General features: G+C 39.7%; 17 protein-coding genes and 1 riboswitch. Of the genes, 7 read left to right on the top strand and 10 right to left on the bottom strand.

What is annotated here, in order from left to right:
- Positions 1–3: 3 nt before the first annotated feature.
- The 9 genes from recC to rppH all read right to left on the bottom strand — a co-directional run bounded on the left by recC (position 4) and on the right by rppH (position 10,162).
- Complete coding sequence (gene recC / locus ABN099_RS15825) at positions 4–3,381, bottom strand: exodeoxyribonuclease V subunit gamma (protein ID WP_349465085.1); 3,378 nt, start codon at positions 3,379–3,381, stop codon at positions 4–6.
- A gap of 16 nt (positions 3,382–3,397) precedes the next feature.
- Positions 3,398–3,682 carry a hypothetical protein gene (locus ABN099_RS15820; RefSeq protein ID WP_349465083.1) on the bottom strand — a complete coding sequence of 95 codons (285 nt, stop codon included), beginning with the start codon at positions 3,680–3,682 and terminating at the stop codon, positions 3,398–3,400.
- A 44-nt stretch (positions 3,683–3,726) separates the two neighbouring features.
- Positions 3,727–4,188, bottom strand: coding sequence for a DUF2509 family protein (locus ABN099_RS15815; RefSeq protein WP_349465081.1), 462 nt, complete (start codon positions 4,186–4,188; stop codon positions 3,727–3,729).
- Positions 4,185–4,829: a prepilin peptidase-dependent protein gene (locus tag ABN099_RS15810; protein WP_349465079.1), complete on the bottom strand. Its 645-nt coding sequence runs from the start codon at positions 4,827–4,829 to the stop codon at positions 4,185–4,187. Before ABN099_RS15810 ends, ABN099_RS15815 begins: the two co-directional genes overlap by 4 nt.
- Entirely contained in the window at positions 4,823–5,341 is a 519-nt protein-coding gene (locus ABN099_RS15805; protein ID WP_349465077.1) for a prepilin-type N-terminal cleavage/methylation domain-containing protein, read from the bottom strand. The genes ABN099_RS15810 and ABN099_RS15805 overlap by 7 nt, the downstream gene beginning before the upstream one ends.
- Positions 5,342–5,507: 166 nt before the next feature.
- Positions 5,508–6,359 (bottom strand): thymidylate synthase, encoded by an 852-nt coding sequence (locus ABN099_RS15800; protein ID WP_349465075.1) that lies wholly within the window; start codon positions 6,357–6,359, stop codon positions 5,508–5,510.
- A 48-nt stretch (positions 6,360–6,407) separates the two neighbouring features.
- Positions 6,408–7,295, bottom strand: coding sequence for a prolipoprotein diacylglyceryl transferase (gene lgt, locus ABN099_RS15795; protein WP_349465073.1), 888 nt, complete (start codon positions 7,293–7,295; stop codon positions 6,408–6,410).
- 81 nt (positions 7,296–7,376) lie between these two features.
- On the bottom strand, positions 7,377–9,623 hold the full coding sequence (ptsP, locus tag ABN099_RS15790; protein WP_349465071.1) for a phosphoenolpyruvate--protein phosphotransferase: 2,247 nt from the start codon (positions 9,621–9,623) through the stop codon (positions 7,377–7,379).
- An 8-nt stretch (positions 9,624–9,631) separates the two neighbouring features.
- Positions 9,632–10,162, bottom strand: coding sequence for an RNA pyrophosphohydrolase (gene rppH / locus ABN099_RS15785; RefSeq protein ID WP_349465069.1), 531 nt, complete (start codon positions 10,160–10,162; stop codon positions 9,632–9,634).
- 112 nt (positions 10,163–10,274) lie between these two features.
- A riboswitch (TPP riboswitch) is annotated at positions 10,275–10,369 on the top strand.
- Positions 10,370–10,484: 115 nt separating this feature from the next.
- Here rppH and thiB point away from each other — a divergent pair.
- The 6 genes from thiB to rluA all read left to right on the top strand — a co-directional run bounded on the left by thiB (position 10,485) and on the right by rluA (position 19,999).
- Positions 10,485–11,450 carry a thiamine ABC transporter substrate binding subunit gene (gene thiB, locus ABN099_RS15780; protein WP_349465191.1) on the top strand — a complete coding sequence of 322 codons (966 nt, stop codon included), beginning with the start codon at positions 10,485–10,487 and terminating at the stop codon, positions 11,448–11,450.
- A complete protein-coding gene (gene thiP / locus ABN099_RS15775; protein ID WP_349465067.1) occupies positions 11,450–13,030 on the top strand; it encodes a thiamine/thiamine pyrophosphate ABC transporter permease ThiP in 1,581 nt (526 codons plus the stop codon). Before thiB ends, thiP begins: the two co-directional genes overlap by 1 nt.
- Positions 13,023–13,724: a thiamine ABC transporter ATP-binding protein ThiQ gene (gene thiQ / locus ABN099_RS15770; protein ID WP_349465065.1), complete on the top strand. Its 702-nt coding sequence runs from the start codon at positions 13,023–13,025 to the stop codon at positions 13,722–13,724. The genes thiP and thiQ overlap by 8 nt, the downstream gene beginning before the upstream one ends.
- A gap of 120 nt (positions 13,725–13,844) precedes the next feature.
- Positions 13,845–16,199 (top strand): DNA polymerase II, encoded by a 2,355-nt coding sequence (locus tag ABN099_RS15765; protein WP_349465063.1) that lies wholly within the window; start codon positions 13,845–13,847, stop codon positions 16,197–16,199.
- Positions 16,200–16,388: 189 nt separating this feature from the next.
- Positions 16,389–19,292: an RNA polymerase-associated protein RapA gene (rapA, locus tag ABN099_RS15760; protein ID WP_349465061.1), complete on the top strand. Its 2,904-nt coding sequence runs from the start codon at positions 16,389–16,391 to the stop codon at positions 19,290–19,292.
- A 53-nt stretch (positions 19,293–19,345) separates the two neighbouring features.
- Complete coding sequence (gene rluA / locus ABN099_RS15755; protein WP_349465059.1) at positions 19,346–19,999, top strand: bifunctional tRNA pseudouridine(32) synthase/23S rRNA pseudouridine(746) synthase RluA; 654 nt, start codon at positions 19,346–19,348, stop codon at positions 19,997–19,999.
- A 245-nt stretch (positions 20,000–20,244) separates the two neighbouring features.
- On the opposite strand, the gene djlA is transcribed toward rluA, so the two are convergent.
- Positions 20,245–21,045, bottom strand: a complete 801-nt coding sequence (gene djlA / locus ABN099_RS15750; RefSeq protein WP_349465057.1) for a co-chaperone DjlA — start codon at positions 21,043–21,045, stop codon at positions 20,245–20,247.
- Between the two features lie 430 nt (positions 21,046–21,475).
- Here djlA and lptD point away from each other — a divergent pair, with 430 nt between their 5' ends.
- Positions 21,476–23,839, top strand: a complete 2,364-nt coding sequence (gene lptD / locus ABN099_RS15745; RefSeq protein WP_349465055.1) for an LPS assembly protein LptD — start codon at positions 21,476–21,478, stop codon at positions 23,837–23,839.
- Positions 23,840–23,903: the final 64 nt, after the last annotated feature.

Genomic DNA, 23,903 nt, shown 5'->3' with positions numbered 1-23,903 from the left:
CCCTTATTTTTTTAAAAATGGAATTATTGGTTTAAATATGGTCAATGCTGTCTGTTTTACTGCATGCAAAAAAGGCTCATCTATTTGATGAAAAACGCGCTGAATATAAATATCACTCATTTCACCATCTCGATTATAACTATCAGTAAGATACTGGATCAGGACTAATTCTGCTTTTTCGAGTGTTTCTTCGTCATCCAACAGAAATTGATCCGCTTTTTTATCATAGCAAGCTTGTAGCCATGCCCAACCACTCTTAGAGAACAGCGCTAGCGGTGTATTTAATCCCGCTTGATAGTCACGAATTAAGTTATCTAACGTTGCGGAGGCAATCGCTGGATCTACTGGTAGTAAATGCCACTGTGTCTCTTTTCTTCCATAATAACGGCTTTCACCAGTTCCCTCATTTAAACAATAAACAAGATGCTCAATCCAAAGCTGCAATAAATCATTTGCGGTTAAACTCGCTGGTCGCCAGCGCAGTAAACCATCAGATTGTATTTCATTTAAACGACCTAACAACGGTATTGTACTGAAGTGATGCTCTATTGTGACAGAATGCGTTTCTGATCGTTCACTTCTAATTTTTTCAGCTAAAGGAACTAATTCTTCTATTTGCTGTTCCCAATAAATTTGACCAAACGCATTTGCAGGCAATTGCCCAGCGGCTTTTATACGTTCAAAGAGTATATCGGTTGATGTCTGTTCAATTAATGCCTTTAATAGCCACTGGTTAAGCAAATAGCGCTGCAATGAATTAATAACAAAAGGCTCTTCTTCTGGCAATTCAGTCTCTTCTATTACAAAGTTGGTTTTTAAGCTTTGTTGAAAAAACGCACGAATAGGATGGCGATAAAAACGGGTCAACTCATCAAGTGATACTTTTTCTATTGTTTTATTTAGTGTTGTTGTAAATATCTGATGAGCTTCACCTTGACCACTTGCTGCGGGAAGCCACTCTGCAGCATAAGAACGTTGTAAAGCGTTAGCTTGGAAATTCTCTTGAGCAAAAGGCACTCGACTGTGCTGAGTTAGCAAATGTGCATTAACACGCATCGCACTTTCATCAACATTTAGTTCGCCATCTTGCTCTAAGCGAAAGTTTTGCCCAATGTAATCTTGTAACTCTTTAATTAAGACTGAAGGATTACATTCTCTATCATCTCGAATTGATTTCCCTATATAACTAATATATAAGTATTTTTCTGCTGAACTTAATGCCTCAAGAAAAAGGTATCTATCATCATCACGACGTTTTCTATCACCACGACGACGCTTTTCAGCCATTAAGTCAAAACCTAATGGCTGAATATTACGAGGATAAACACCATCGTTCATTCCCAATAAACAAACCGCTTTAAAGGGTATTGAGCGCATTGGCATTAATGTACAAAAATTAAGGCTACCCGCTAAGAAACGCTGACTAATTTTTTCATCATCAAAGCGAACCGTTAATTCATCGCGAATAAGCACCAGTGGAATTTCGTTTTGGTATTGTGCTGTTAATCCATTCTCTATTACTTTTTGCCACTGCTGTGTAATTAGCGCTAATACAAGTTCTGTTTCGTCATCAGACTCAAAGAAAGCATCAACTAATTGCTGACCAAGATCTAACCATGATTCGAGTGTTCGAGTTTCACTTAAACGCGTGCGCCATTCGCTTAATGTATAGAGAAAATCGGCTAAGTGCCCCGCAAGCTCAGCGGCTAAACCACTGGATTCATCATAAGGAAGCACCCCTTTCCATGGTCCCGTTTCGCTTTCCATGGCATAGCCTAATAACATTCTGATTAAGCCAAAATGCCATGTATTTTGCCCTGTGGTGGGTAATGAAAATGAAGCCACATTTTCATCATCTAGTCCCCAACGGATCCCTGCATCTTCAACCCAGCGACGTAGTAGTTTTAGCTCATTTTCAAAAATAGAAAAATGCCCCGCTAAAGCAGGAACTTCAAGTAATGCCAGCACTTGCTCTGCGGTAAAACGACTTTGAGGAAGATCGAGTAATGTAATAAACGCTTGTAAAACAGGATGTGCTTGGCGAGCTTTTCGGTCTGAAATAGCAAAAGGGATGTAACGCTCAGAAGGGGCATTACCAAAAACGGCTTGAATATAAGGAGTATAACTATCGATATCAGCCACCATCACAATGATATCTCTAGGTAATAACTCAGGATCTTGCTCTAATAAGTGCAATAGTTGATCTTGTAATACTTCAACTTCACGTTGTGGGCTATGGCTAGCATGAAAAGTCAGTGAATTATCATCACTAGAAATGATGCGTTTATTTTCACTGGTTTTATAGCTTTCAAAGGTTTTACCCAGTTGAGAATGATCTTCTAACTCTAAAATATCGGCTTGTAACTGATGTAATAGGTTATCGCGAGGAATATCCACAAAGGCAAAAAGAGGATCCGTATATTCAAGTTCAACAAGAAAATAAAGGTTATCTTTGCCTAATTTTCCCCATGAAGCCAATAGTGGGTTACCAATATTTTGTTCACCTTCATCGTTAAAAAGAGAAGCCGCATTCTCCTCATCTTTAAACCAAGGTAATTCGTTAAGCTGCTGATAGTGTCGAGGTTTTCGGCTATTAAGGCGAGCTAGAAATTTAGGATCTTGAATATCACCCCAATATTTCCTGCAAGGGTTAGTAAATAGTAAAAAAATCTCAGTATGCCGCCCAATAGCTTGCAACGCTTGTAAATAGACTTGAGGTAATGCTGAAATTCCACAAATAAAAATACGTGGTGGGAACTTATGTTGAAACGCCCCTTCAGGTGCATTATTTAGCTCTGAAATAAATTGCTGATAAAGATTAGAACGGTGCCATAACGGTTGATCTAATGTTGCCGTATATTGTTGTAGTGCTAACCACAATGTTTTTTGCCAATATTGGTTTTCGCTTAATCCGTCAACGAGTTCGCCTTTTTCCCACGTTGCTAACCAATCAGAACGATAAACTAAGTATTGGTCAAATAAGTCAGCAACTCTTCCTGCGAGTTGGTGAAGCTTACGTTTATCTTCATCATCTTCAAGATACTGTAACAGCGGTTTAAACTCTTCTTTATCCAGAAAATCAGGTAGCAACGTCATTAATTTCCATGTCATCGCATCTTTGGAAAATGCACTCTCTTTCGGTATTCCCTTTAAAACTTGAGTGAACATATTCCAAATAAAAGTCGCTGGTAGTGGATAGTGAATATTTGCCGCAATACCTAAGCTTTCAGCTAATTGAATTTGTAACCACTGAGACATACCGGGGCTCTGAACTAAGATAACCTCTTGTTCAAAAGGGGATGATAGAGGTCTTGTCTGCATAAAATGCACCATCAGTGATTTTAATAGTGACAACTGATTTGAATGATAAATATGAAACATCAGACCCTCATTTTTATTAATAGCATGACCAGCGATATAAACTTATTGTTGGTAATTGATGGCGAGTTAAATACCCAGTAATCTTCTGACAACCCGCAGCGTGTAAAAGTGATTGTGTCATTATTTGCTGATTATAGACAGAGTGAAATGGCGGCGGATGAGAAGCTTGCTCAAATAAGACAAAAATTGCCTGTCCTGTCTGCTGAATTTTTATTAGTTTATGAAAATCAACTTGTAATGACTGACTATAGTTCATAATAGCGATAAAGCTGATATTAAAAAACAGTAGAGCAAACATCATATTTAGTAAAATTGTCCCATGCTCACTCCTGTGGTGATTAATAGTTATAGTGCACACTCCTTGTTTTTTAATGGACAATAATCAAGCCAACCATTGCGATAAGCCGTTATTACGCCACGACTATTATCCAAAATACTAACCCATTGGTAATGGTATATTTTATATCCATTCTTACTTTCTGATTGTCCTTGAAGTAAAGAGACGTTTTTATCCATAAAAAGAAAACAGCTCTTTATATTCGTTTCTGCACTAAATGTACGACACTGCCATTTATTAGCAGAGGTTGCTGAAATATTCCAATTAAGCGTTTCTCCCCATAATAGTGCAGATTCAGCCAGCAAAAATGCCTGTTTTGCTTGTAATTCTTGCATCACCATCTGTTGTGCTTGCCGATAATGATAAGTAAAACTAAAAAGTGCTGATAAACTCATTACTATAAAACTAATTATTGCCAGCAAACTGATAAAACCTGCTGGTTCTCTTTCTTGGTATAAAATATCAGTCATAAATAAGATACATTGCGTAAGAAGATAATGGTCTGATAATCAGATTTCACTTCGGGTACTTCAGTTAATTCGAATTTTAACGATACAGATAAGTAAAAAAGCTGTTCTCCTGTTATGGAATGGAGTCGTGAATAGGGTTTCAACAAAAATTCAGTAACCCGAACTTCATTGCTTTCAAAAAAACGTTGCCACCCTACTGAAGAACAATCTTTTACACCTCGCTGTTGCTCTAATTGCTCGTTTCTTAAACGATAACCAAAATAGTCACTCTCTTTAGCAGAAGAGAGATCCCAGCGCCCATTATTGTTTATGTCATAAATAAAAGTGATACACGAACCATTAGGCTGATGAGGATAAGCACCTATTTTTAATGCCGATGGTTGTATTAATGATGCTTGTTTTTTATCAATACAACCACTTTTGCAATAACCAATACGTCTTAATTCTGTTTCTAATACCACCAATCTTTCTCTTAAATAGATATCTAATCGATATTGGTGATAAGAGTGTGTCAGCCCATTGATTAGTTGAGGATAAACACGACTAATACAAATAAATAAAATGCCGCTAATAGTGATAGTAAAGAGACATTCCATCAGCATCACACCTGATGAAAAAGCAAATACAGAACGTTTTAGCATGATGAAAAAGCCTTAATTTGCTGACTGCATGCTCGAATTCGACCTAATGAAGAGATAATGATTTTAACTTCTGCACTAATACGGCTATCAGCAATAACAAAACTCATCGGTCTTAATGTTTGACGTAATCCACCGAAAGAGAATTGCATTGTTGTTGCTTTAATTAATTGAACTCCAGAAACAAATCGAAAACGTTTCTGCTTTTGAGCAGGAGGTAAAGAAGATTGAATATTTGCTGTAATGTCATTATGCGGAGATAACGACAATATAATTTGTATTTTATGATTAAATAAAATTGCCTGCTGACGCTGAGAAGATAGAAAGGCTATCGTCTCTCTTACGCTATGAATTAATTGCTGTTTTTTTACATTATGTTGATAAGCAGATAATGAAAGATGACTTAATATAGAAATTATTGTCATGACTATTAAAACTTCAAACAGACTGACGCCTATTTCATTTTCTACTTGATATTGACTGTTTTGATATCGTTTATATTTATCATGTTCCATCTGTTTTTCCCTTTATTCCCTGTTATGACAATGCCAATAAATATCAAAGGGGTAAATAGAGAAAAACCGCATTTCAGAGCAATCACGCAATAACTCACTTTTCAGACTAAACACAAAAAAGCCCCGGTTTATCACTCAACAGGGGCTTTTAATTCAGTAGGTTAAGTTAAACAGTAAACGGATATTTTATCGCTTCATGGCATTGATAACCTTCAACGGTAAAGTCATCCGTTGTTACCCACGTTTCAATATCTTCTAGTGTTTTAATTTCTGGATTGATATGAAGTTTAGGCAAAGGTAATGGCGCTCGTTTTAGCTGTACATCTCGCATCAGCGGTAATTGATTTTCATAAATATGTGCATTAACAATCTTATGAAAGGCTTTTCCTGGTTTATGCCCTGTAATTTGAGCCACCAGCGCTAATAATACAAAACATTGAACTTGGTTGAAATTCAACCCAAGCGGAACATCACAACTACGCTGATAAGAGGTCAAATAGAGTTTATCACCCACTAATGAAAAGGTGTGTGTGTGCATACAAGGACGTAAACAACCTAACTCCATTTCACCCGGATTAAAGAACGTAATAATTTCACCACGATCGTCAATACCTTTAGAGAGGTTATTAATCACTTTGCGTAGCTGATCAACGTGAGTGCCATCCGGTCGTTGCCATTGGCGTCCTTGAACACCATAAACGCGCCCCATATCATCTTCACCTTTACGATGAGGATTATTTAACCATGCACTGTTTTCATTCGCATTGGCATTCCATGTATTACAACCAATTTCACGAAATTGCGCGGCATTATCGTAACCACGTAAATAACCTAATAACTCGGCAATCGCTGCTTTATAAAAACTCTTACGCGTTGTTATCATCGGAAATTGGTTATTAGCAACATCGTATTCCAGATCGGCATTAATTACCGTTAAACAACGGGTTCCTGTCCGTTTATTATCAATCCATTCCCCTTTATCGATAATGCGTTGACACAATGCCAGATACTGCTTCATGTTGACTCTCTTCTGTTGTTAGCTAGTAATAAATCTATATAAGTTTGATTAGTGCGATGGTGTCGTATTTTGAGGTCTATTTTTATCTCGGCGATAAGCCCAAACCATAAATAAAATGCCTAAAATAATCATTGGGATAGATAACAACTGCCCCATACTTACACCACTAAATAGCCCCAATTGTGCATCTGGTTGACGGAAGAATTCGACAATAATACGAAATGCGCCATAACCAATTAAGAATAAACCAGAAACACTGCCCATAGGGCGATTTTTGCGCACAAAAATATTCAGAATAATAAACAGTACCACGCCCTCTAACAGCATTTCATAAAGCTGTGAAGGGTGTCGAGGTAACACACCATATTGCTGAATAATGGGTAGTAATGTGGTTGGATCTTGAGCAACAAGTTGGAGATCCGCAGAACGCGAGCTTGGGAATAAGAAAGCCCAAGGGGTATCTAAAGTAACACGGCCCCATAATTCACCATTAATAAAGTTACCAATACGACCCAAACCTAAGCCAAATGGAATTAATGGTGCAACAAAATCGGCAACTTGGAAGAAATGACGTTTAGTGCGTTTAGCAAACCAGATCATGGCGCAAATAACCCCAATTAACCCACCATGGAAAGACATACCGCCATCCCACACTTTAAATAGGTAAAGAGGATCATTTAAGAAGACAGGCAGGTTATAGAATAGAACATATCCTAAACGACCACCAATAAACACGCCGACAAAACCCACATAAAGTAATGTTTCTACTTCATTTTTATTCCAACCACTGTTTGGTTTTGCTGCTCTACGATTTGCCAACCATAATGCAAATACAAATCCAACTAAATACATCATACCGTACCAATGTAGAGACACGGGACCGATAGAGAACATGATAGGATCGATTTCTGGAAATTTAAGGTAGCTTATGCTCATTATTCCCTACTTCATTTAATCAATGATTTTTCTGCCTATGAATAATAGCACAGCACAGAAAAAGACTTATACGAAGGTCTATTAAATACCTCCGCGAATTAATCCACCTAACCCTTGCCTTTCCATAAATTCAGAAGACAACGCTTTGATCTCTGTTGCGGTCTGCGCTTGCAATATACGCAGCATAAAAGGTTGCAATACAACAGGATCAAGATGGCGCAATAAGTATTTTACCCTAGGTAAACTACGTCCACTCATACTTAACTGCCTAAAACCTAGCCCTATTAACAGCAATGCGCCTATTGGTGTACCTGCCATTTCACCACAAATACTTACGGGCAATTGGTAACGCTGGCACTCCATTACAATTAAATTAAGAGAACGTAATAACGCAGGATGCAAATTATCATAGAGCGATGCAACATGGGTATTATTACGATCTACTGCAAGCAAGTATTGTGTTAAATCGTTAGTACCAACAGAAATAAAGTCCACACGATGCGCTAATTGCGGCAACATAAAAATTAAGGAAGGCACTTCTAACATAATTCCCAATGCTGGAGGCGCACATTCACACTTCATTTCTCGACTCACTTCATCACATGCTCGCAGCAGCAATGTTTTAGCTTCATCAATTTCATCAATACTTGTCACCATCGGCAACAATATTTTCAAATTTTTAAATTCGAGGTTCGCTTTTAACATTGCACGCAGCTGAATAAGAAAAATTTCGGGTTGATCCAGTAATATTCTTATTCCTCGCCAACCTAAACAGGGATTTTCCTCATTAATTGGCATATATGGCAACTGTTTATCAGCACCAATATCAAGAGCGCGTAATACAACCGGTTTATCCGGGAAAAAAGAGAGAATTTCACGATAACGATTTTTTTGTTCATCTTCTGATGGAAAACCGCTTTGTAGCATAAAAGGAATTTCTGTTCGATATAAACCAACGCCATCAATTCCAACACTAATACGCTGTTCATATTTAATACTTAATCCCGCATTAAGCTGAACACTTACCGATTCACCATTTTTTAATACCGCTTGTTGTTCTAATTGGTCTTCGGCTAATTGACTTAAAACGCGTTCTTCATCAATAATTTGCCGATATTCCTGCATAATAAAGGGTTCTGGTTCAATAAAGACCTCACCACGATATCCATCAAGAATAAGCATTCGATTATGTAACAGATCAGGCTGAATATCTGCGCCCATAATCGCAGGTATTCCCATCGCTCGAACTAGAATAGCCGAGTGCGAATGCGTTGCGCCATCTCGCACAATAACACCCGCTAATTGTTGCTCTGGTAATTCGGCTAATAAGCTTGCACTAAGTTCATCAGCAACCAAGATAAAGCGTTCAGGCCATGTATTAGTGAAACTTAAATCATCATCGAGATGAAAGAGTAGACGTTGCCCTAACGCCTTTAAATCAGACGCTCTTTCACGCATATAACCGTCTTTAAGACTTGAAAACTGTGCTGAGAATTTTTCAATCACCACTTTAACTGCCCATTCAGCCACATAGCCTTGGGTAATTACTGCCGTCATTTTCTGTTTTAATTGCGGATCATTTAGAAGATGAGAGTAAAGATCGAAAATTGCCGCACTCTCTTTTTGGGCATTCGCCATAAAGCGTTTACTAAAGCGCCGACACTCTGCGGTTGCATCTTCTAACGCAATAGTCAGACGATTTAGCTCAGCTTTGGTATCTATCGCACTCGCCTTATAGACATGTTCAAGAATAGGTTGTGAAACCTCTTGCCAGCCATAAGCCATCACCACACCAGTAGAAACTGACAAGGCTTTAATGCGACTTTGTCGATATTGTCCAAAAAGCCCTTTGGTTTGAGCTTGTGCCAAAATGGCGCCAAGTTGAGTTGCTAGCGTCACCATAAAAGACTCTTCGCTTTCATTAAATAAGCGACGCTCTTTTTGTTGAACAACAAGCACCCCAAGAAGCTGGCGGCGATAAACAATCGGCACACCAATAAAGGCTCTTAGGCTCTCTTCGTTGACTTGAGGAAGGTATTTGAAATTAGGATGTTCGCGAATATCAGCAAGATTAATCAGCTCTGAAAGGCGACCAACTTCGCCAACTACGCCTTCATCAAAGGAGAGACTGACAGCGCGTCCTCTTGGCTTTTTCAAGCCTTTAGTCGCCATTAAATAAAAACAGCGACGTTGCATATCTGCAAGATAAATAGAACACACATCCGTGTGCATAGCTTGACACGTTTCCTTAACCAACAGTTCAAGTGCTTCCGGCAGCCCAGCTGCCATCGCAACTTTTTCTACAATTTCCCGTAAGCGTGTCAGCATAGTGTTATCTAATATTTTTTACGACGATATCCATAAGATTGACGCAATACAGACACTTGTTCTTGCAACGGCATAACAACCGGAGCGAACTCTTTCATTACCCGTCGATAAACATCTCGTTTAAAAGAGACGACTTGACGCACCGGATACCAATAGCTCACCCAACGCCAACCATCAAACTCAGGCGTTTTGCTTTGCTGAACATTAATGTCCTTGTCATTACTTGTTAACTGCAAAAGGAACCAACGCTGTTTTTGACCAATACAAACAGGTTTTGTGTCCCAACGCACCAAACGCTTAGGCAATTTGTAACGTAACCAGTTACGTGTGGAGGCAAGAATTTTGACATCCTTGCGACTTAACCCAACTTCCTCGAACAACTCGCGATACATAGCCTGCTCTGGCGATTCTCCAGGATTAATTCCTCCTTGAGGAAATTGCCATGAATGTTGCCCATAGCGACGAGCCCAAAGGACTTGCCCTTGCCGATTACAAATTACAATACCTACATTCGGGCGGTAGCCATCATCATCGATCACCAGACTACCTCAATAACAAAATTTGAAAGATAACTCATTGTTTCATACTACTCACAGGCGGTAAACCTCTATCAACAGACTTTGCACAACGCGTGGATTTATCTACAATGGGAATGTCTCAACGGGGTGCCATCATTTTTGGCTGAGAAAAACCCGCGGAACCTGATCCAGCTAATACTGGCGTAGGGATTTGAGTCTGGATGTCGCAATATCTTCTTAATTTGCCCTCCTTACTCCCTCAGATCCTACCTGACTTTTCACTGAGGAACGTAACGTGTTAACAAAATCTATTGGTCATACTCTCGTTATTGGTATATTTGGCATGATGGCTGTTTTTTCAGCCCATGCAGACCAACAAAAACCCACTCTGACGGTTTATACCTATGACTCTTTTATCGCAGATTGGGGACCCGGTCCTACAATTAAAAAAACGTTTGAGCAGCAGTGTAATTGTGAATTAAAGCTTGTTGCCCTTTCTGATGGCGTTTCTCTTCTTAATCGCTTACGTATGGAGGGCGATAAAAGTAAAGCAGATATTATCTTAGGATTGGATAACAACCTGATTCATGCCGCAAAAGAGACCGGACTTTTCGCCCCAAGTAACATTGATACCTCAAAACTCGCCTTACCTGAAAAGTGGACAGATGATACTTTTGTCCCTTATGACTACGGCTATTTTGCCTTTATTTATGATAAAAATCGTATTGCTAATCCACCTAAAAGTATGGCTGAACTGCTAAATAGCAAAGAAAAATGGAAGATTTTGTATCAAGATCCTCGCACCAGCACACCAGGCTTAGGTTTAATGCTTTGGATGCAGTCACTGTATCCTGAAGATACGGCAATTGAGTGGAAAAAACTTGCCGATAAAACGCTTACCGTCACTAAAGGCTGGAGTGAATCTTATGGTTTATTCTTAAAAGGCGAAGGTGATTTTGTGCTGAGCTATACCTCCTCTCCGGGTTATCACATTTTAGCGGATAAAAAAGATAACTATGCGGCGGCGATTTTCTCAGAGGGTCACTATTTACAAATTGAGGTTGCTGCAAAATTGAAGTCAAGCCAGCAACCTGAATTAGCACAACAGTTTATGCAATTTATGTTAACGCCTGCTTTCCAAGAAACGATACCGACAACGAATTGGATGTATCCCGTTATCGATATGCCACTGCCTGATGTCTACTCTGTGATGCCTAAACCAGAAAAATCACTGCAATTTGATGCACAAACGGTTGCCAAAGAGCGCCAACAATGGATACGTAGCTGGCAATCTGCGGTTAGTCGCTAATGAGAAGCTGGCTTTTCCCGGGGCTATTTGCCTCGGGTTTACTTCTTATTGTTGCATTACTTTCATTTGGTGCACTGTGGTTTAATGCACCAAGTGGAGAACTTGCCTCCATTTTTGCTGATGATTATTTATGGCATGTGGTTCGCTTCACCTTTTGGCAAGCTTTTTTATCTGCACTCTTTTCTATATTGCCCGCCATTTGGCTTGCCAAGGCGCTGTTTCGTCGGCAATTTTGGGGTAAAACACTTTTTTTACGCTTATGTGCCATGAGCCTTGTTTTGCCCGTTTTAGTAGCACTTTTTGGTATTCTAACGGTTTATGGTAGAGCAGGCTGGATTGCTCAGCTTTGTGAGTGGATTGGTATTGATTACCAATTTACACCTTATGGCTTACAGGGAATTTTATTAGCCCATATCTTTTTTAATATGCCATTAGCCACCAGAATGTTGCTACAAGCGCTAGAAAGCATCTCACCGGAACAGCGCCAATTAGCATCACAATTAGGTATGAACGGCTGGCAACGTTTTCGTTTTCTCGAATTGCCTTATTTATGGCGTCAAATTCTACCTACTACCGCTCTGATTTTTATGCTCTGCTTTGCCAGTTTTGCCACGGTACTTGCTCTTGGTGGTGGACCTGCAGCTACAACGGTTGAACTCGCCATTTATCAAGCTTTAAGTTATGACTACGATTTGCATCGTGCTGCCCTTTTAGCCTTGATACAGCTCTCTTGCTGTTTAGGGTTAGTGTTAATTAGCCAAAAACTTAATGGCACCCTTTTTGTTGGGCATAGTCAGCAAATGCAATGGCGTGATCCAAGCGACCCTTTATTTGCCAAAATTGCTGATGTTTTTATTATCACCATGGCGATTCTTTTCTTAGTCCCCCCCATTTTAGCGGTAATAACCGATGGCATGAATAGCCAATTTATTCGAGTGATACAACAACCTGTACTTTGGCAAGCTTTTAGAACTTCATTAGTGATTGCGCTTGGGGCAGGCGTTGTCTGTGTTGTGCTTACCATGATGCTATTGTGGAGTAGCCGTGAACTACGTTTACGCCATTTCTCTCGTGCTGGGCAAGCAATGGAAATGAGTGGGCTAATTATTCTCGCAATGCCAGGTATTGTGCTAGCGACGGGTTTTTTCCTCTTATTAAATAATACAATTGGGCTACCTGAATCTCCTTATATTCTGGTTATTCTAACCAACGCATTAATGGCTATTCCTTACGCATTAAAAGTGCTAGAAAACCCAATGAATGATATCGCTTCTCGTTATAGCCTTTTATGCCAATCCTTAAATTTACATGGTATGAATAGATTACGTTGGATTGAATTACGCGCATTAAAAAAGCCGCTTTCACAAGCCCTTGCTTTTGCCTGTGTTATCTCTATTGGTGATTTTGGTATTGTCGCTTTATTTGGCAATGAAACATTCCGTACCTTGCCTTTTTATCTTTATCAACAAATTGGTGCCTATCACACACAAGATGGTGCAATTACAGCGATGATCCTTTTGCTACTGTGTTTTTCTCTCTTTAGTTTGCTAGAACGAATACCGGGAAAATCTCATGATTAAGTTAGAGCAGCTTTCTTACACCTATGAACATCAGCATCTTACATTTAATTTAACGGTTAATGCTGGTGAGCGTATTGCCATTTTGGGCCCTAGTGGTGCTGGAAAAAGTACATTACTCAGCTTAATTGCTGGATTTTTGCCTTCAGAAAAAGGTTTGCTTTTGCTTAATGGTAAAGACAACACCAAGACAGTTCCCGCAAAACGACCTATTTCCATGTTATTTCAAGATAATAATCTCTTCCCACATTTAACTGTCAGGCAGAATATTGGCTTAGGATTACACCCCGGATTAAAACTAACACCGACACAAAAAACAGTGTTAGAGAGTCGTGCCAAACAAGTTTCACTCACTGACTACCTAGAACGATTACCGACTCAATTATCGGGTGGACAACGTCAACGAGTAGCAATTGCTCGTTGTCTGGTACGCGAACAACCAATCCTTTTACTTGATGAGCCTTTTTCTGCGTTAGATCCCGCCTTGCGCTTAGAGATGTTAGCGCTATTAGCGCAGCTATGTGATGAAAAAAATCTGACGTTATTAATGGTTTCTCATAGCCTTGAAGATGCCGCTAAAATCGCCTCAAGATCTATCGTGATTGATAATGGCACTATTGTTTACGATGGTAATACCCAAGCGTTAATCAATGGTGAAGTGGATCAATCCATTATTTTAGGGATCCCTTTTAAATAACTTCCTATGCAGTAAGATTTACACGTTAAATTAACTGTATAAATAACCATGAATCTGACTATAATAAATACATCTTGAAGGCTGTTTCTTTATTTTCTTGGTGTATTTATTAGGAATTCAATGATTGGTCATACTGAGCAAGGTTTTATTCTCACTCGCCACTGGAGCGATACACCAAAAGGTATTGTGGTTTCCTATTGGTTAGCAACCGATAATGGCGCTCGTAAAATCACCGTGCCAATACAACATGCCATCGGTTTTGTCTCTCAACAACACGAAACGGTGTTGCGTTCCTTAATCGGTCAAAATCGTGATATTGAAATTCGTCCTCTTGATTTAAAAGATTTTAATCGTGAGCCCGTTTTTGGTATATATTGCAAACAATACAAGTTATTAACTCAACTTGAGCAACAACTAAAAGAGTGTAACATTCGTCTTTATGAAGGAGATATTCGCCCACATGAACGTTATATGATGGAGCGTTTTATCACCGCCCCTGTTTGGTTTCGTTATCAAGAAAATAATACCGTTACCTTAAAACCAGCACCTGACTATCGTCCCGTATTACGCACAGCCTCTTTAGATATTGAAACCAGTGAGTTTGGTGAGCTCTACTCTATTGGTATTGCTGGTTGTGGTGATAATGTGGTGTTTATGCTGGCAGATAACTTACCAGATATTCAAGAAAGCCAGCAGCCCGAAGGTTATCGCCTGCATTATGTCACTAGCCGTTTGCGTTTAATTGAAAAGCTCAATGAATGGATACAGCATTACGATCCTGATGCCATTATTGGCTGGAATTTAATTCAGTTCGATTTGCGTATTTTACATACTCATGCACAGCGTTATGGCGTAAAGCTATTATTAGGTCGCCAAAATAGCCCGTTAGAGTGGCGAGAACATGGTTTTAAAAAAGGACACTTTTTTGCCTCTGCGCAAGGTCGTTTAATCATCGATGGCATTGAAGCACTAAAAATGGCGACATGGAACTTTCCCTCTTTTAGTCTCGAGTCTGTTGCACAAACATTACTAGGTGAAGGCAAAGCGATAGATACACCTTATGCCAGAATGGATGAAATCAATCGACGTTTTAAAGAGGATAAACCTGCATTAGCTTATTATAACTGGCAAGATTGTGTGCTGGTTAATCGTGTTTTTGATAAAACAGAGCTAATGGATTTCCTGTTAGAAAGATCCTGTGTTACAGGGCTTTCTGTTGATAGAAGCGGTGGTTCTGTTGCCGCATTTACTCACCTCTATTTACCTTCAATGCATCGCATTGGTTATGTCGCACCCAATCAAGGTGAAAAACCTGAGGAGCATAGTCCCGGTGGTTTTGTTATGGATTCAACACCCGGTTTATATGACTCTGTCGTCGTATTAGATTACAAAAGTCTTTATCCCTCTATTATTCGAACTTTCTTAATTGACCCTGTAGGAATGATTGAGGGTGTTCATAAGCCAGAGCAAGATCTTGCTATCCCCGGTTTTCGTAATGCATGGTTTTCTCGTGAGCAGCACTGTTTACCTGCAATTGTTTCACATATTTGGCATGAGCGAGATAATGCCAAACGACACAAAAATGCGCCACTATCTCAAGCGTTAAAAATTATTATGAATGCGTTTTATGGTGTTTTAGGCTCTGTAGGATGTCGCTTTTTCGACCCTCGCCTCGCCTCTTCAATTACGTTACGTGGACATGAAATTATGAAAACAACCCGAAAGTTAATTGAAGACAAAGGTTATCAAGTGATTTATGGCGATACTGATTCCACCTTTGTTTGGTTAAAAGAGCCCCATACTGAACAACAAGCCGAAGATATTGGTCACCAACTGGCAAAAGAAGTGAGTCAATGGTGGAAAGATTATTTATCAGAAACTTACCAACTCGATAGCAAGCTAGAGCTAGAGTATGAAACACATTATCGTCGTTTTTTAATGCCAACCATACGCAATATGGATACTGGCAGTAAAAAACGTTACGCCGGATTAAGTGGCGATAAAATGGTATTTAAAGGATTAGAAACCGTTAGAACAGACTGGACTCCACTTGCTCAGCAATTTCAGCAGGAACTGTATATCCGCATCTTTCACCAGCAACCTTATCAACAATTTATTCGTGATTACGTCGCAGATACCCTTGCTGGAAAATACGATGATCGCCTCGTTTATCGTAAGCGCTTACGTCGCAAATTATCAGAATATCAGCACCATGTTCCACCTCATGTAAAAGCAGCCCGTTTAGCAGATACGTATAATCAATCACAAAATAGACCACAACAATATCAGCAAGGTGGCTGGATTAGTTATATAATCACTCTCTTGGGACCAGAACCGTTAGAGCATGTTACCGCAGCACCTGATTACGAACACTATATCAATAAGCAGTTAATGCCTATTGCAGATGCTATTCTCCCCTTTATACAAGATGATTTTTCTACCTTGTTAAACGGACAAATGACGCTCTCATTTTAAGATGTGTCATTTTGCAGGTGACGGCTTGCCTTGCATCTATTAACATAACGCCCCTTTGGTGATAATTATCTTTTCTTTACTTAAAGAATCGACATTTTTTATCCCCCAGATTTTAATGACAACACCGCAATACTGCATTCATTAATAATTAACTTCTAAATTATATATTTGAGAGCTGAGTTTATATATATGCCTTTTACTCTTGGTCAACGTTGGATTAGCGATACAGAAAGCGAACTTGGGCTCGGTACTGTAGTGGCAATTGATGCCCGTATGGTTACCGTACTTTTTCCTGCATGTGGAGAGAATCGCCTTTACTCTCGTCACGATGCCCCCATTACGCGGGTGATGTTTAATGCAGGAGATACCGTCACCAGTCACGAAGGCTGGAAGCTGATGATCGATAACGTTGAAGAGGATAACGGTCTACTCATCTACCAAGGTGTTCGTCTCGATACCGAAGAGCCAACACAATTACGCGAAGTGTTCCTCGACAACAAACTTACTTTTAATAAGCCTCAAGATCGTCTATTTGCTGGTCAAATAGATCGTATGGATCGCTTTGCATTACGCTATCGTGCTCGTAAGTTTATGAGTGAACAGTTTAAACAAGCACAAAGTGGTTTACGTGGTATTCGCGCAAGCCTAATTCCTCATCAGCTTTATATTGCCAATGAAGTCGGTAAACGCCATAACCCTCGAGTGTTATTAGCAGATGAAGTTGGTTTAGGTAAAACCATTGAAGCCGGTATGATAATCCACCAGCAATTAATGGATGGTCGTGCTGAACGCGTTCTTATTGTTGTACCTGAGAGCTTACAACATCAGTGGTTAGTTGAAATGTTACGCCGTTTCAACCTACGTTTTTCACTGTTTGATGATAGCCGCTATAGCGAATCTTTACTTGATAGCGATAACCCTTTTGAAACAGAACAGATGATCATCTGTTCATTAGATTTTGTGCGTAAAAACAAACAGCGCTTTGAGCATCTGGTTGAAGCAACATGGGATATGTTAGTTGTCGATGAAGCCCATCACCTTGTTTGGAGTGAAGATGCACCAAGCCGTGAATATCAAGTTATTGAAGCGTTAGCCGATTCAGTTCCATCCGTGCTGTTATTAACCGCAACACCTGAACAATTAGGGCAAGAGAGTCACTTTGCGCGCTTACGTTTACTTGATCCTAGCCGCTTTCACGACTACAACGAATTTATTAACGAACAACAAAAATATCGCCCTGTTGCTGATGCAGTGACTATTTTACTGTCTGAAGACGATTTAAGTGTCGAACAACAAAATATCATTAGCGAAATGATCAGCGAACAAGACGTTGAGCCACTGCTTAAAGCCGCAAATACCAAAGGTGAAGATCGTACTCAATCTCGCCAAGAACTTATCCATATGTTAATGGATAGACACGGTACTGGTCGTTTATTGTTCCGTAATACCCGTTCGGGTGTTAAAGGCTTTCCTAATCGTTTACTTCATGCGATTAAAATGCCACTGCCAACACAATATCAAACAGCCATTAAAGTTGCTGAAATTATGGCAGCAAAAAAGAGCCTTGAAGTACGCGCAAAAGAGATGCTTTATCCTGAGCGTATTTACCAAGAGTTTGAAGGTGAAAATGCGACTTGGTGGAACTTTGATCCTCGCGTTGAGTGGTTATTAGGTTTCTTAACGGCTAATCGTCATGAAAAAGTACTCGTCATTTGTGCTCAAGCGGCTACAGCACTGCAATTAGAGCAAGTGCTACGTGAGCGCGAAGCGATTCGTGCCGCCGTTTTCCATGAAGGCATGTCACTACTTGAACGTGACCGCGCTGCGGCTTATTTTGCATCTGAAGAAGAAGGTGCTCAAGTTCTGTTATGCTCTGAAATCGGCTCTGAAGGTCGTAACTTCCAGTTTGCTAATCAACTGGTTATGTTTGACCTTCCTTTCAATCCTGATTTATTAGAGCAACGTATTGGTCGTCTTGACCGTATTGGTCAAAACCGTGATATCGATATCAGCATTCCTTATCTTGAAGGTACAGCACAATCTGTTTTACTGCGTTGGTATCATGAAGGTTTAGATGCTTTTGAGCATACTTGCCCAACTGGTCGTACTATTTACGATAATGAATACAATGCACTAGTTAATTACCTTGCTCAACCTAATGAACTCGGTGATTTTGATGAATTTATTGCCTCTTGCCGTAAACAGCACGACAACATGAAACTCAAACTAGAACAAGGTCGTGACCGTCTATTAGAGATGCACTCTAATGGTGGAAACGAAGGTGTTGAGTTAGCGGGTAAAATTGCAGCACAAGATAACGATCCTGAACTGGTTAACTTTGCACTTAATCTCTTTGATATTGTGGGTATCAATCAAGAAGATCGCAGTGATAGCTTAATCATCTTAACGCCATCTGATCATATGTTAGTGCCTGATTTCCCTGGTCTACCACAAGATGGCTGCACAATTACTTTTGATAGAGAGCAAGCGCTATCTCGCGAAGATACCCAATTTATCAGTTGGGAACACCCAATTATCCGCAATGGCTTAGACTTAGTACTTTCTGGCGACACGGGTAGCTGTGCCGTTTCTTTACTGAAAAATAAAGCACTGCCAGTAGGTACACTATTAATTGAGTTGATTTATGTTGTAGAAGCTCAAGCACCTAAGAATCTACATTTAAGTCGCTTCTTACCAGCAACACCCGTGCGCTTATTACTGGATTTAAAAGGTAATAATCTTGCATCTCAAGTTGAATTTGAAAGCTTTAATCGCCAACTTAATGCCGTTAATCGTCATACATCGAGTAAATTGGTTAATGCTGTACAAAGCGAAGTTCACCATGTACTTAAAGCCTCAGAGCCATTAATGGAAACTGAAGCGACTGCGTTAATTAGCAAAGCGAAAACTGAAGCAGACCGTGTATTAACACATGAGCTTTCTCGCTTAGAAGCACTGCGCGCAGTTAACCCAAATATTCGTGATGATGAAGTTGAAGCGATTGAAAATGAGCGCACTCATATTCTCAATCACTTAGATGAAGCAACATGGCGTTTAGATGCAATTCGCCTTATTGTTGTTACCCACCAGTAGTTATATTGACAACGGGGAGTCTACACTCCCCGTTATTTTGTGAGATATCCACCATGATGGAAGTTTATAACCCGCCAACAGATCCTTGGTTACATGTTCTTTATCAAGATGAACATATTATTGCTGTTAATAAGCCAAGTGGATTGCTTTCTGTTCCGGGTAAGGCACCAGAACATCACGATAGTATTATGTCTCGTGTTAAAGCCGAGTTTCCTAATGCAGAGTGTGTGCATCGCCTTGATATGGCAACAAGTGGCGTAATGGTTGTAGCATTAAACAAAGCAGCAGAACGAGAGCTAAAACGTCAATTCCGTGAGCGTGAGCCGAAAAAGACCTATATCGCCCGCGTATGGGGACTTCTTGAAAAAGAAGAAGGATTAGTTGATTTACCACTGATTTGTGATTGGCCAAATAGACCAAAACAGAAAGTGTGCCATGAGACAGGGAAAGCAGCGCAAACTTTTTATGAAGTGTTGGAATATGAAGAGAATGCAACTCGTGTAAAATTATCACCAATAACGGGTCGATCTCATCAATTGCGAGTACATATGCTGGCGTTAGGTCATCCTATTTTAGGTGATCGTTTTTATGCACACCAGCAGGCAAGAGCGATGGCACCTCGCCTGCAGTTACACGCACAAGAATTATTCATTACGCATCCAGCATTTCATTCGCCGATACATTTTGAATGCCTTGCAGATTTTTAGTTTCTGTTACGAAACTAAAACGGTCACCGAACTTAGTGAAGCAAGGAGCAGGCAAAGCGCTAATCCCATAACCCCAACAAGAACACGGACGTTTGACATTGATACAGTTCCTTTTTTAAGAGAAGAGTGAATGAAATAATTAAATTTCACTTATATTTTACCGTGATAAATAATTAACTCAACTACGTCTAAGTTATCTCCATCACGGAACAATTCTCTCTTTTATCATCTTCATTTACAAGATATTAACGAAATCCTTTTTCTTTTTTAATCAAATCGTAAGCTACTTGTATAGATTGTGCTTTTTGTTTTGCAATCTCCATCATTTCAGGTGGCAAACCTTTTGCCACTAACTTATCTGGATGATGTTCGCCCATTAATTTTCTATAAGATCTCTTTATCGTTTTAACATCATCACTCTCATTAACGCCGAGCACTTTACAAGCATCAGATAGCGTTGGACCTTGAGATGCTTGCTGATAAGCATTGCCTTTTTGATAATGAAAATGTTGACCAGCATGCATCATTGCTAATATATGTTCAAAATGCGCGCGAGAGAAACCGAGCTCATCAATAATGATAAACAACATTTTTTTCTCGTTAGGATGAAGCTCTCCATCAGCAAATGCCGCTTGTAACTGAATTTCCAGAAACATCTGAAGTAAGTCACTGCGACCAACGCAATTTTGTTTAACACGCTGTAATGTAGCTCGTAATGGGAAATCAGATGCTTTACCCTCACGAAAAGCTTGTTGCGCAGCTTGACGAGCAGCCCCATGCAAATTCATTCTATCCATTAAACGGCTAGCAAGTGTGATATCTGTTTGTGTAACTCGCCCTTTTGATTTTGTAAGATGTCCAAGCACCTGAAAAGTTGCAGCAAAGAAAAATGCTTGTCTATCACGAGTAAAACGTCCGCCATTGCCCAATTTACTTCTTTGCACGTCATACAGATGGCCAAGAAAAACACCAATGACAATTCCCCAAAAGCCCACACCAGCAAAGCTGCCGATGATAAGGCCTAATAATTTTCCCCAATAGCGCATACACTCCTCAAATCTTCAATGCCCTGCTCGCAAATTTGCATTATCATACTATTCATTTGCTTTCACACCTACCACCAAGCCAACATCAAATAGAATTTTTCTTAAAATGGATAAAATCACCCCTTCTCTTTATACAGAGATAATGCTGTTTTCGTTTAAATTGTGTTAAAGTAAAATGAGTGACCAAACAAATAACTTTAGCGTTGTTATGTAGCATGAAATACCGCACGAGCGCGGTGTTTTTTTGTTTTAAATAAAGCTATTAACCTATTTCAACACAGAAACATCGAAAAAATGAGGTTAACGCCATTTTTTCGGTTACCGTTAGAACAATGTTCAGGACGTCGGGCTGATGTCACGTAACTCCCTGCGTTAGTTTCTGGCTATTTAGCAGTAAGAAGCCACTGATGACGGAAGCACATAAATACTTATGAAAAAAAGTTATCCCACACTGCTGGCCACCTTGGTTTGGGCCACAATATATGGTCAGCCTGCTTATGCTGATCTTGCCTCTCAATGCCTGCTGGGAGTTCCTGTTTATAACAAACCACTCGTTGAAGGTGATCCTAATAAATTACCTGTCAAAATTACCGCTAATGATATGCAAGGGGAATACCCGCGTATGGTTAGATATAAAGGTGATGTGGATATTAAACAAGGCAACCAGACACTCAGTGCAGATAGTGTTGAATTGACACAAACTGAGGGTGAAACACCATTAAGAATGGTAACAGCTACAGGTAATGTGTCTTATGATGATCCACAAATCATCTTAAAAGGCCCTCGTGCTTGGTCTAATTTAAATAATAAAGACACAGATATTGAAGAAGGTGATTACCAAATGGTTGGCCGTCAAGGTCGCGGCTACGCAAATAAAATGCAAATGCGTGGAGAAAACCGCTATACCATTATGGATAAAGGGATGTTCACCTCTTGTTTACCCGGTGATGATAGCTGGAGTGTCTTAGGTTCAGAAGTGATCCTAGACCAAGAAGAGCAAGTGGCTGAAATCTGGAACGCACGTTTTCGCGTTGCCAATGTGCCTATTTTTTACAGCCCTTATCTGCAACTTCCTATTGGTGATAAACGCCGTTCTGGTTTTCTTATTCCAAACGGAAGCTATTCACGTAGCTCAGGCTTAGAATTTTCACTGCCTTACTACTGGAATATTGCCCCAAATTATGATGCCACTATCACCACTAATTATATTAGTCGTCGTGGCTTAAAATTAGATAATGAATTCCGTTATTTAACCACGCCAGGGCGCGGTACTATCGCCGTTGACTGGATAAATCACGACTCGCAATATAATAAAGACAAAAACGAAACAAATTCGGGTTATCTACCGCGTGATAACGCAAATCGTTGGTTATTTTACTGGGGTCATAATGGTGTAATGAACAACGTCTGGCGTTTTAACGTTGATTACACCAAAGTCAGTGATAATAAATACTTTACCGATTTCACTTCGCAATACGGTAATACCACTGACGGTTACGCAACACAAAAATTCAGCACGGGTTATGCACAACAAAACTGGAATGCCACACTCACCACCAAACAGTTCCAGATTTTCTCTGAAGATAAAAATGCCAAAGCTTATCGTGCAGAGCCACAGCTTGATCTCAATTATTACAAAAATGATATTGGTCCATTTGATTTTCGTACCTATGCTCAATTTGTCCGCTTTACTAGCGTAGGTGACAATATACCTGAAGCAAATCGATTCCATATCGAACCAACTGTTTCACTACCACTTTCAAATGGCTGGGCAAGTTTTAATAATGAATTTAAGGTGATGGCAACGCATTACGATCAGGATATTCCGGATGCTTATAAGAAACAGCATCCTGATCAACTTGATGACAGCGTAAATCGGGTATTACCTCAATTTAAATCTGATGCAAAAGTGGTTTTCGAACGCCAATATACTCAAGGGGATATTACTCAAACCTTAGAGCCTCGCGTTCAATATCTTTATGTTCCTTATAAAAATCAATCAAATATCAATAACTTTGACTCTGCTTTACTACAATCAAACTACAGTGGTCTATTCCGTGACAGAATGTATGGTGGCTTAGACAGAATTGCGTCTGCGAACCAATTAACCGCAGGTGTAACATCGCGTTTTTATGATAGCGAACTGGTTGAACGTTTTAACGTTTCTGTAGGTCAAATCTATTTCTTTGAGCGTCCAAAAACGGGCTCAAGCAACGAAATTATTAATAGTAAAGATGAAACTGGCTCAATGGTTTGGGCAGGTGATACTTACTGGCGTATCTCTGATGAGTGGGGTATGCGAGGTGGATTACAATATGACCGTCGCTTAGGCAGTGTTTCTATGGGTGATGCGATTATGGAATATCGTAAAGATAGCGACCACCTTCTACAGTTAAACTATCGTTATGTTGACCGTGATTATATTCAAGCAACTCGTATTCGTCCTTATGACGGTAAAATGAATGAACTCCCTGAATACCAAAAAGGAATTTCTCAAATTGGTATTGTGGGAAGTTGGCCATTAGCTGAGCGTTGGGGACTTGTAGGCTCCTATTACTTTGATACCAAAGAATCAGAGTCAGTTAGCCAAATGGTTGGCGTACAATATAATACCTGTTGTTGGGCAGTAAACGTCGGTTATGAACGCAAAATTGTTGGCTGGAAAGTTGACCACAGCGATATTGATAATAAATGGTCTGTCAATGTGGAACTCAGAGGCCTAAGTAACAATCATAGTTTGGGTAGCCAGAAAATGCTTGAACGCGGTATCTTACCTTATCAAAGAGCATTCTGATTTTATCAGACTACGGAATTGGCTGAATAAATATGTCACCCCGCAAATAGAAGCGGAAAACACA

Origin of the sequence: Proteus hauseri (assembly GCF_040139125.1) — a bacterium.
Taxonomy (GTDB): Bacteria; Pseudomonadota; Gammaproteobacteria; order Enterobacterales; family Enterobacteriaceae; genus Proteus; species Proteus hauseri_B.
Note: the sequence above shows the minus strand (reverse complement) of the source record. Positions and strands in the feature narration are given on the sequence as shown.

Coding starts and splice junctions, on each gene's coding strand:
- ABN099_RS15800 (WP_349465075.1), bottom strand. CDS start 6,359: ATGAAGCAGTATCTGGCATTGTGTCAACGCATTATCGATAAAGGGGAA.
- recC (WP_349465085.1), bottom strand. CDS start 3,381: ATGTTTCATATTTATCATTCAAATCAGTTGTCACTATTAAAATCACTG.
- rapA (WP_349465061.1), top strand. CDS start 16,389: ATGCCTTTTACTCTTGGTCAACGTTGGATTAGCGATACAGAAAGCGAA.
- ABN099_RS15810 (WP_349465079.1), bottom strand. CDS start 4,829: ATGCTAAAACGTTCTGTATTTGCTTTTTCATCAGGTGTGATGCTGATG.
- djlA (WP_349465057.1), bottom strand. CDS start 21,045: ATGCGCTATTGGGGAAAATTATTAGGCCTTATCATCGGCAGCTTTGCT.
- lgt (WP_349465073.1), bottom strand. CDS start 7,295: ATGAGCATAAGCTACCTTAAATTTCCAGAAATCGATCCTATCATGTTC.
- thiP (WP_349465067.1), top strand. CDS start 11,450: ATGAGAAGCTGGCTTTTCCCGGGGCTATTTGCCTCGGGTTTACTTCTT.
- thiQ (WP_349465065.1), top strand. CDS start 13,023: ATGATTAAGTTAGAGCAGCTTTCTTACACCTATGAACATCAGCATCTT.
- lptD (WP_349465055.1), top strand. CDS start 21,476: ATGAAAAAAAGTTATCCCACACTGCTGGCCACCTTGGTTTGGGCCACA.
- ptsP (WP_349465071.1), bottom strand. CDS start 9,623: ATGCTGACACGCTTACGGGAAATTGTAGAAAAAGTTGCGATGGCAGCT.
- ABN099_RS15805 (WP_349465077.1), bottom strand. CDS start 5,341: ATGGAACATGATAAATATAAACGATATCAAAACAGTCAATATCAAGTA.
- ABN099_RS15820 (WP_349465083.1), bottom strand. CDS start 3,682: ATGATGTTTGCTCTACTGTTTTTTAATATCAGCTTTATCGCTATTATG.
- thiB (WP_349465191.1), top strand. CDS start 10,485: ATGATGGCTGTTTTTTCAGCCCATGCAGACCAACAAAAACCCACTCTG.
- rluA (WP_349465059.1), top strand. CDS start 19,346: ATGATGGAAGTTTATAACCCGCCAACAGATCCTTGGTTACATGTTCTT.
- ABN099_RS15765 (WP_349465063.1), top strand. CDS start 13,845: ATGATTGGTCATACTGAGCAAGGTTTTATTCTCACTCGCCACTGGAGC.
- ABN099_RS15815 (WP_349465081.1), bottom strand. CDS start 4,188: ATGACTGATATTTTATACCAAGAAAGAGAACCAGCAGGTTTTATCAGT.